At 49.9% G+C, this 5,184-nt stretch carries 1 tRNA gene and 3 rRNA genes; all 4 read right to left on the reverse strand.

Annotated features, from left to right (window positions below):
- Position 1: 1 nt before the first annotated feature.
- The 4 genes from rrf to IYQ91_RS09815 all read right to left on the reverse strand — a co-directional run bounded on the left by rrf (position 2) and on the right by IYQ91_RS09815 (position 5,054).
- A 5S ribosomal RNA gene (gene rrf, locus IYQ91_RS09800) occupies positions 2-117 on the reverse strand.
- A gap of 87 nt (positions 118-204) precedes the next feature.
- Positions 205-3,105 (reverse strand): 23S ribosomal RNA (locus IYQ91_RS09805).
- A 264-nt stretch (positions 3,106-3,369) separates the two neighbouring features.
- Positions 3,370-3,442, reverse strand: a tRNA-Ala gene (locus tag IYQ91_RS09810).
- 56 nt (positions 3,443-3,498) lie between these two features.
- Positions 3,499-5,054 (reverse strand): 16S ribosomal RNA (locus IYQ91_RS09815).
- The 16S, 23S and 5S rRNA genes sit together here with 1 tRNA gene alongside, the layout of an rRNA operon.
- Positions 5,055-5,184 lie beyond the last annotated feature (130 nt).

Here is a 5,184-nt window from a genome sequence, read left to right on the forward strand (position 1 = left end):
TGCTAAGCGACTACCATATCTCACAGGGGGCAACCCCCAACTACTTCCGGCGTTCTAGGGCTTAACTTCTGTGTTCGGCATGGGTACAGGTGTATCTCCTAGGCTATCGTCACTTAACTGCTGAGTATCTAACACACTCAAAATTGAATAACGTCTCAAATACTACAGGCTAAACCTTGCGCTGCTTCTCAATGAATTTATTTCTCGGATAAGTCCTCGAGCTATTAGTATTAGTCCGCTCCATTGCTCACACAACTTCCACTCCTAACCTATCTACCTGATCTTCTCTCAGGGCTCTTACTAACATAACGTTATGGGAAATCTCATCTTGAGGTGGGTTTCACACTTAGATGCTTTCAGCGTTTATCCCTTCCCTACATAGCTACCCAGCGATGCTCTTGGCAGAACAACTGGTACACCAGCGGTAAGTCCACTCTGGTCCTCTCGTACTAGGAGCAGATCCTCTCAAATTTCCTTCGCCCGCGACGGATAGGGACCGAACTGTCTCACGACGTTCTGAACCCAGCTCGCGTGCCGCTTTAATGGGCGAACAGCCCAACCCTTGGGACCGACTACAGCCCCAGGATGCGACGAGCCGACATCGAGGTGCCAAACCTCCCCGTCGATGTGAACTCTTGGGGGAGATAAGCCTGTTATCCCCAGGGTAGCTTTTATCCGTTGAGCGATGGCCCTTCCATACGGAACCACCGGATCACTAAGCCCGACTTTCGTCCCTGCTCGAGTTGTAGCTCTCGCAGTCAAGCTCCCTTATACCTTTACACTCTGCGATTGATTTCCAACCAATCTGAGGGAACCTTTGGGCGCCTCCGTTACCTTTTAGGAGGCGACCGCCCCAGTCAAACTGCCCGTCAGACACTGTCTCCGATAGGGATCACCTATCCGGGTTAGAGTGGCCATAACACAAGGGTAGTATCCCAACATCGCCTCCATCGAAACTGGCGTCCCGATCTCTTTGGCTCCTACCTATCCTGTACATGTGGCACAGACACTCAATATCAAACTGCAGTAAAGCTCCATGGGGTCTTTCCGTCCTGTCGCGGGTAACCTGCATCTTCACAGGTACTAAAATTTCACCGAGTCTCTCGTTGAGACAGTGCCCAAATCATTACGCCTTTCGTGCGGGTCGGAACTTACCCGACAAGGAATTTCGCTACCTTAGGACCGTTATAGTTACGGCCGCCGTTTACTGGGGCTTCAATTCATACCTTCGACTTACGTCTAAGCACTCCTCTTAACCTTCCAGCACCGGGCAGGCGTCACCCCCTATACATCATCTTACGATTTAGCAGAGAGCTGTGTTTTTGATAAACAGTTGCTTGGGCCTATTCACTGCGGCTGACTTTAAGCCAGCACCCCTTCTCCCGAAGTTACGGGGTCATTTTGCCGAGTTCCTTAACGAGAGTTCTCTCGATCACCTGAGGCTACTCGCCTCGACTACCTGTGTCGGTTTGCGGTACGGGTAGAGTATAAATTAACGCTAGAAGCTTTTCTTGGCAGTGTGACGTCACTCACTTCGCTACTAAACTTCGCTCCCCATCACAGCTCAATGTTACAGATAGAAGCATTTGACTCCTATCACACCTCACTGCTTAGACGTGCTCTTCCATTCGCACGCTTGAGTTAGCCTACTGCGTCCCTCCTTCACTCTATACTCTAGTACAGGAATCTCTACCTGTTGGCCATCGGATACACCTTTCGGTCTCTCCTTAGGTCCCGACTAACCCAGGGCGGACGAGCCTTCCCCTGGAAACCTTAGTCTTACGGTGGACAGGATTCTCACCTGTCTTGCGCTACTCATACCGGCATTCTCACTTCTATGCGTTCCAGCGCTCCTCACGGTACACCTTCACCACACATAGAACGCTCTCCTACCATCCCCTAAAGGATCCACAGCTTCGGTAAATTGTTTTAGCCCCGGTACATTTTCGGCGCAGGGTCACTCGACTAGTGAGCTATTACGCACTCTTTGAATGAATAGCTGCTTCTAAGCTAACATCCTAGTTGTCTGTGCAACCCCACATCCTTTTCCACTTAACAATTATTTTGGGACCTTAGCTGGTGGTCTGGGCTGTTTCCCTTTCGACTACGGATCTTAGCACTCGCAGTCTGACTGCCGACCATAATTCATTGGCATTCGGAGTTTATCTGAGATTGGTAATCCGGGATGGACCCCTCACCCAAACAGTGCTCTACCTCCAAGAATCTTTCTGTCGACGCTAGCCCTAAAGCTATTTCGGAGAGAACCAGCTATCTCCAAGTTCGTTTGGAATTTCTCCGCTACCCACAAGTCATCCAAGCACTTTTCAACGTGCCCTGGTGCGGTCCTCCAGTGAGTTTTACCTCACCTTCAACCTGCTCATGGGTAGGTCACATGGTTTCGGGTCTACATCATGATACTATGCGCCCTCTTCAGACTCGGTTTCCCTACGGCTCCGTCTCTTCAACTTAACCTCGCATCATAACGTAACTCGCCGGTTCATTCTACAAAAGGCACGCTCTCACCCATTAACGGGCTCGAACTTGTTGTAGGCACACGGTTTCAGGTTCTCTTTCACTCCCCTCCCGGGGTGCTTTTCACCTTTCCCTCACGGTACTGGTTCACTATCGGTCACTAGGGAGTATTTAGGGTTGGGAGATGGTCCTCCCAGCTTCCGACGGGATTCCTCGTGTCCCGCCGTACTCAGGATCCTGCTAGGTATAAAGATTATTTAAAATACGAGGCTCTTACTCTCTCTGGCAACCCTTCCCAAGGTCTTCTTCTATAATCTTTAAGTCCACATCGCAGTCCTACAACCCCGAGAAGTAAACTTCTCGGTTTGCCCTCTTACCCTTTCGCTCGCCGCTACTCAGGCAATCGCTTTTGCTTTCTCTTCCTGCAGCTACTTAGATGTTTCAGTTCACTGCGTCTTCCTCCTCATATCCTTAACAGATACGGGTAACAGGTATCTACCTGTTGGGTTCCCCCATTCGGACATCCCTGGATCTACGCTTACTTACAGCTCCCCAAGGCATTTCGTCGTTTGTCACGTCCTTCTTCGGCTCCTAGTGCCAAGGCATCCACCGTGCGCCCTTACTAACTTAACCTTATTTTTGACCTCTCAGTCATATACTCATTAATATTCACAGCGTTTTCGGTTTATTTTCTTGTTACTATTTGATATCGTTATTCAATTTTCAATGTGCTAAATTTAGGATAGTAAGAGACGGTTCGCTTGCGAAAACTTCTGTAGAAAAATAAGAAACTAACGCTGTGTTCCATGAACACAAGGAAGTTTATCTTTTTTCCTAAGAAGTTAGTCTCGTATTCAACTTCACTTCTTTATTAAGTTCAGTAGGATTCTATCCTAATGGAGCCTAGCGGGATCGAACCGCTGACCTCCTGCGTGCAAAGCAGGCGCTCTCCCAGCTGAGCTAAGGCCCCACAAGACCTCTCAAAACTAAACAAGACAAACTCAATGGCTTCCGTTTTTTCCTTAGAAAGGAGGTGATCCAGCCGCACCTTCCGATACGGCTACCTTGTTACGACTTCACCCCAATCATCTATCCCACCTTAGGCGGCTGGCTCCTTACGGTTACCTCACCGACTTCGGGTGTTACAAACTCTCGTGGTGTGACGGGCGGTGTGTACAAGGCCCGGGAACGTATTCACCGCGGCGTGCTGATCCGCGATTACTAGCGATTCCGACTTCATGTAGGCGAGTTGCAGCCTACAATCCGAACTGAGACTGGCTTTCAGAGATTAGCTTGCCGTCACCGGCTTGCGACTCGTTGTACCAGCCATTGTAGCACGTGTGTAGCCCAGGTCATAAGGGGCATGATGATTTGACGTCATCCCCACCTTCCTCCGGTTTATTACCGGCAGTCTCGCTAGAGTGCCCAACTCAATGATGGCAACTAACAATAAGGGTTGCGCTCGTTGCGGGACTTAACCCAACATCTCACGACACGAGCTGACGACAACCATGCACCACCTGTCACCAGTGCCCCGAAGGGAAACCCTATCTCTAGGGCAGTCACTGGGATGTCAAGACCTGGTAAGGTTCTTCGCGTTGCTTCGAATTAAACCACATGCTCCACCGCTTGTGCGGGCCCCCGTCAATTCCTTTGAGTTTCAACCTTGCGGTCGTACTCCCCAGGCGGAGTGCTTAATGCGTTAGCTGCGGCACTAAGTCCCGGAAAGGACCTAACACCTAGCACTCATCGTTTACGGCGTGGACTACCAGGGTATCTAATCCTGTTCGCTCCCCACGCTTTCGAGCCTCAGCGTCAGTTACAGACCAGAGAGCCGCTTTCGCCACCGGTGTTCCTCCATATATCTACGCATTTCACCGCTACACATGGAATTCCACTCTCCCCTTCTGCACTCAAGTTAAACAGTTTCCAAAGCCTACAATGGTTGAGCCACTGCCTTTCACTTCAGACTTTTCTAACCGCCTGCGCTCGCTTTACGCCCAATAAATCCGGACAACGCTCGGGACCTACGTATTACCGCGGCTGCTGGCACGTAGTTAGCCGTCCCTTTCTGGTTAAGTACCGTCACAGTATGAACTTTCCATTCTCACACTCGTTCTTCCTTAACAACAGAGCTTTACGATCCGAAAACCTTCTTCACTCACGCGGCGTTGCTCGGTCAGGGTTCCCCCCATTGCCGAAGATTCCCTACTGCTGCCTCCCGTAGGAGTCTGGGCCGTGTCTCAGTCCCAGTGTGGCCGATCACCCTCTCAGGTCGGCTATGTATCATCGCCTAGGTAGGCCTTTACCCTACCTACTAGCTAATACAACGCAGGTCCATCTACTAGCGATGCAATTGCATCTTTCAAGCATCTAACATGTGTTACATACTGTTATGCGGTATTAGCTATCGTTTCCAATAGTTATCCCCCTCTAATAGGCAGGTTACCTACGCGTTACTCACCCGTTCGCAACTCACAGTCTATGGTGTAGCAAGCTACGGTATAGACTGTGCGTCCTACTTGCATGTATTAGGCACGCCGCCAGCGTTCGTCCTGAGCCAGGATCAAACTCTCATATAAAGTTTGAGTTCTCACTCATTTCTGTCACTGACAGATTTATTGTTTCTTCTTAATGTTTGACGGACTGTCTTCTTAAACAGTCGCCTGCACATTGGTTCGTCTTGTTCAGTTTTCAAAGGTCTTTGTCGCC

The sequence above is a fragment of the Streptococcus sp. HF-2466 genome, from assembly GCF_015594645.1.
In the GTDB taxonomy this organism is placed as follows: Bacteria; Bacillota; Bacilli; order Lactobacillales; family Streptococcaceae; genus Streptococcus; species Streptococcus anginosus.